Annotated in this window: 4 protein-coding genes; all 4 read right to left on the bottom strand. The window is 26.4% G+C overall.

Annotated features, from left to right (window positions below):
* A partial coding sequence (locus ACRDDY_RS12275) for an SH3 domain-containing protein (protein WP_438565237.1) occupies positions 1-2,101 on the bottom strand: 2,101 nt, incomplete at its 3' end.
* A gap of 1,276 nt (positions 2,102-3,377) precedes the next feature.
* Positions 3,378-3,809 carry a hypothetical protein gene (locus ACRDDY_RS12270; RefSeq protein ID WP_438565236.1) on the bottom strand — a complete coding sequence of 144 codons (432 nt, stop codon included), beginning with the start codon at positions 3,807-3,809 and terminating at the stop codon, positions 3,378-3,380.
* A complete protein-coding gene (locus ACRDDY_RS12265; protein ID WP_438565235.1) occupies positions 3,806-4,237 on the bottom strand; it encodes a hypothetical protein in 432 nt (143 codons plus the stop codon). The genes ACRDDY_RS12270 and ACRDDY_RS12265 overlap by 4 nt, the downstream gene beginning before the upstream one ends.
* A gap of 60 nt (positions 4,238-4,297) precedes the next feature.
* Positions 4,298-5,029, bottom strand: coding sequence for a hypothetical protein (locus ACRDDY_RS12260; RefSeq protein WP_438565234.1), 732 nt, complete (start codon positions 5,027-5,029; stop codon positions 4,298-4,300).
* Positions 5,030-5,073: the final 44 nt, after the last annotated feature.

Genomic DNA, 5,073 nt, shown 5'->3' with positions numbered 1-5,073 from the left:
TTGCTGCATTTATTGCTTGTGTTGCATCTGTTACACCTTGTTCTTTTGTAAAGTATCCTGCAAAAATTCCATCTGTCTCGAATATTGGAAATATACTTAATCCAGCTTCAAATATATTTGCTATTTCACTTGATGTCATTGCAAATTTGTCTGTTAAATATCTTCCTACTATTTGATATCCTGCTTGTTTTAATGCTTGTGCATCAGCTAAACTTAATGTTTGTGCTGTGTCACATGCTTTAGCTGGTCTTCCACTATATCCATGACTTGTTAAAAGAGATTCCCATGTCTCACCTGTTACTTCAAGTCCTGGTTCTAAATCCATTTCTTTTTTAAATCCTATTACACCTTCTTGTGTTGCTTCATCATAGTTTGATGTCAGTTGAACACCTTTAAATCCATTACAATATAATGTTTGTTGTAATAATAAAACATTTTCTCCTGAATCACCAACATTTATATTTGGTGTTTTTGTTAATAGATTTGGTGCAAAATACCCAAAATTAACTGGTTTTAATGCATCTCTACAAGCTTGTACCGGAAATCCATCTTGCATTTCTAATACAAATAATAAAGCTGATTGCATTGTTCTATTTATAATTCCATCACATGGAATTAATTGTTCCATATCATTTGCGTATTTATTATTTATAGATTGTTGTATCTCTCTTACTATAGGATCTCCATTTCCTATAACTCTAAATGTTTCCATTGATAATACTGCTCTAAACTCTAAGTATGTTGCTACTCCGGTTTGAGATATTCCTGCCCATTCTTGAAGCTGATTTACAGCTTCTGCTGTATCTGAACTGAATGTTGGCGTAAATTCGCCTGGATTTATTCCTTTACAATAGAATCCACCTTTTAATATCATAGCAATATTCTGTAATTCTTGTGTATTTAAATCTGTACTTGTACTTAACGTCGGACATCCTGCAATTTCTGCACTTCCAAACTGATAAATTCCTGTATTTATTTCATTTTCAATTGTACTTGATGAGATTCCTAACTCTATTTGAAATGCAACTAATAATGCATTTGTTGTTTCCCATCCTGTAATTCCATTTTCTGAAATAGCTTGAAATCCATCTTTTCCAATATAGTTTTCATTTAACCATCTTTGAACTGCTAATATATCTGGATTTGGCTTAGGTGCTGGTCCTGTAGATCCACTATTCCCACTTCCTGATGATGTACTCCCTCCAGTATTACCAGTCGAGCCACTTCCACTAGAAGAGCTTCCACTACTACTTGATGATCCACTACCTGTTGAAATTCCTTCTAAACTTTTATTTACTCTATATGTTGGAATCCAACCTGTCGATCCATTATAGGCAATTTCATACCATCCACTACTTGCTCCTAATATTTCTATTTCTACACCACAACTTAAAGTTCCTAAATACTCTGTATTCCACGATGGTCCTGATTTTACATCTGTATATGTGTATCCATCTCCATTATATGATTTTTGTAATTGTCCATAAGCTGGTATTCCATTAAATAAAGTTACCCTATCTTCTAAAACCCACGCTGTTCCGCCATTATAATCAATTTCATACCATCCATTTGAATTTCCTATTATAGTTACATTGACCCCATTATATAATACACCTGCTGCTGTATCATTATTCCATGATGCTCCTGTTTGTATATACGTATATCCTACATTAAAATCTATATATCCTAATGGATTTCTAAATCTATATACTGGTGCCCATGCTGTTCCACCATTAAATTCAAATTCAAACCATCCATTTTCAGTATTTACAATATTAATTGTTGTTCCACAACTTATCGTTCCTAGAGTTTTAGTCGGCCATGATGGTCCTGCTACTACATCTGTGTATGTGTATCCATCTCCATTATATGAAGGTACTAATGTTCCAACTAATGGCATACTATTAAATAAAGTTACTCTATACTCAAGTATCCATGCTGTTCCACCATTATAATTAATTTCATACCATCCATCTTGGCTATTAAGAATATTAACCATTGTTCCTCTATATAGCTGTCCTACAAAATCATAATTCCATGATGGTCCTGATACTATATCTGTGTAAGGTAATTGTTCAAATGTTACATATCCTATTTTCATATCTATAAACTCCTTTATATTTATTTTCTTTATTTCATTCTACTCCTATTATTTTCTTTATAATTACAAATGAATTACTCTTATATGACGTTTTAATTACATTTTTATGGTTTTATTTCCATATATATAGTTTTTTCTTAATTAAAAAAGATTCACAACCACGTTAAATGTTTGTGAATCCCTATATTTAAGTAACTCATTGATTATTATGTTACGTATCTAATTTATATTTAAGATTTTGTACATTCTTATTATACCTAATTAATAGAATAATATTTCCTATTAGTAATATTACTATTGGTATATTAGTTATTGGTACATTTCTTAGTGATATGTGAAGTATTTCCTTCATTATAATATTTCCAATAATATTTAATATATATATAACATTTAATATCGAAAATATCTTATATATCTTATTGTTTATCTTCCAAAATTTTCTTGATATATATATATATTCCTAATATAATTAATGGCATTATTAATACTATATTATTAATTTTTATATACTCTATATTTTTTTTTATAAAAATTGTAGGTATAATTACACTAATACTTAGTATTTCAAATATAATTAATATTAATACTTGATATTTTTTTATCATGTAGGATCTCCTTTTTATATTTTAATTATATAATACCACTTTAGGAGGAAATATCTATGCCTAGAAAAATTTTTTTAACTTTTTTAAAGCTTAATTTTACTTTTTTTAAAAAGTGTATTTCTAAAATTAAACTTTTATTTAATATGGTAATTTACCTTTTTTATATTGAAATGTTTTTAGCTTCAGTATATTTTTTTGTTTCTAATACTACTATTTCTAAAGTAATAATGCTACTTATAATATTTTTCTTAATAATTATAATAATTTTATTAAGTTTAATATCATTTTGTTTTTTATATTTTAAACTTCTTCGAATGACACTTAATAATTCCATTAATAAAAAAGTTTAGAGAATTTTCTCTAAACTCTTTTACCTCTCTTAAATTATTATAGTGATTCCATAATCGCCATAAAATCTTCTATATAAGGACTTGCTTCTTCCTCTAAAGAACTTGCATAATTTTTTATATTAGTTAATACTGATATAATTTCCATATATATATCTTCTAAATCTGCACCATGCTCACTACTATCATTTACTGTTTGCGCTTTTGAAATTATAGTTGTTAACCCAGTAAAATATGATACTAACTCTACATTCGTTAAACACTTATCAATTTACTCTTTATAACTCATCTGCTATTGATTCTATTTTAGATAATACTTATTTATTATACTACATTCCTATTTTCAAGTTTCTTCACATTTCTATTATATGTAATAAATAAAACTAAATTTAAAATAAGAAATACTAATATTCCTATACTCAATAAAAAATTAACTTTAGCTACTTCATCTTGTTTAATATAAATTAAAATCATAAACTTAAATATCATTTCACATATAAATATCATATTCAATATAGCAAAGACTTTATATATCATATATTCTTTTAAATCCCAATATTTTTTTGATATATATATATAACTTCCAATTAATATTAATAGTAACTTTAATATACTGTTTATTGAAAATGTCTCTTTCAAAACTGGCATATATATAACAGTTTTATCTAGTATCTTTTGTGAACTTGCTATTATAAATAAGATTTGGATTAAAACTATTATAATTATTTGATATTTTTTTAATAATACTCTTTTCATCTTTCCTCCTCAAATACTACATTTCTATTTTCAAGTTTTTTCGCATTTCTGTTATATGTAAGGATTAAAATAATATTTCCAATTAACATGATAACAAAAATTATATTTATTATTAAATTAACATTTATTATTTTAGGAGAAAATATTATTCTATAGCTATTTATTAAAATATTTAACAAATATAAACCATTCAACAATATAAAAATTTTATACTCTAATCGTTTTTTCATTATCCAAAACTTTTTAATTATATATACATATATAAAGAGAATTATTAAACTAGTTATTATAGTCCCTATTATCTCCTGTTTATTTATACCTAAATAAATTTTTTTATTATGTATATCTCCTAATATAGATAACCCTATTAAACTTTGAATTACTATTAAAGTTACCACTTGATATTTTTTCAAAAAATTATCTTTCATTTTATCTCCATCACCTTCTAAAAAACCTCATTAAAATTTTAATGAGATTTTTTTCAAATATTAAGCTAGAGTTATCTCATCATAATAGCCTTCTAATTTCGGATCAACTCCACCCATGTTTATCCATATTATGTTATTGTTTTTAGGTTGTTGTGTTTTTACAATCGTTGCCTTTAAATTTGCTTTAGCTAAATTATCTATTCCATATTTTTGTTTTATAGCTGCAGGTGTTACTACAAATTGTATAAGATCAAATAACTGACCTGTTTCACCATTTTTATCAAATGAACTATCTATAGCTCTTATTTGATGCCAAGAACTAGTATATAAATTATTTAATAAACTATCTAACTCCATAGATTCATTATTATTCATAGATTCATTATTATTAGAAGAAGAACTTTGTGTAGCATTACTTGTATTTTTGCTCGTATTTTCTTGACTAGTTGATTTTACTCCATTTGTAACTGCTACTGGAGTTCCTTGATTTGTGTTTTTCGGATTTGTTGTAGCTTTATTATTTTGATTTATTGTAGCTCCATTTTGATTTTGGGATGGGCTACTATTTTGCTGAGATGCTTCTGTACTTGAATCTGTACTTTTTGTAACTGTCGCTTGCTCATTAGCATTTATATCTTTTTTATTATTTTGTTTTACATCTGTTGACGTTTTTGTAGCTGTATTAACCTTACTACTTGCTCCTACTTTATCCATTGAATTCATTGCAATAATTCCACCTGCTCCACAAACTACTAGTACTACCACCAATGTAATTATTAATTTCTTTTTCATCCGTAAAATCTCCTTATTAATTATTCTTATATTAATATAACAAA

This window comes from Clostridium sp., from assembly GCF_051656525.1.
In the GTDB taxonomy this organism is placed as follows: domain Bacteria; phylum Bacillota; class Clostridia; order Clostridiales; family Clostridiaceae; genus Clostridium.
Note: the sequence above shows the minus strand (reverse complement) of the source record. Positions and strands in the feature narration are given on the sequence as shown.

Coding starts and splice junctions, on each gene's coding strand:
- ACRDDY_RS12270 (WP_438565236.1), bottom strand. CDS start 3,809: ATGAAAAGAGTATTATTAAAAAAATATCAAATAATTATAATAGTTTTA.
- ACRDDY_RS12265 (WP_438565235.1), bottom strand. CDS start 4,237: ATGAAAGATAATTTTTTGAAAAAATATCAAGTGGTAACTTTAATAGTA.
- ACRDDY_RS12260 (WP_438565234.1), bottom strand. CDS start 5,029: ATGAAAAAGAAATTAATAATTACATTGGTGGTAGTACTAGTAGTTTGT.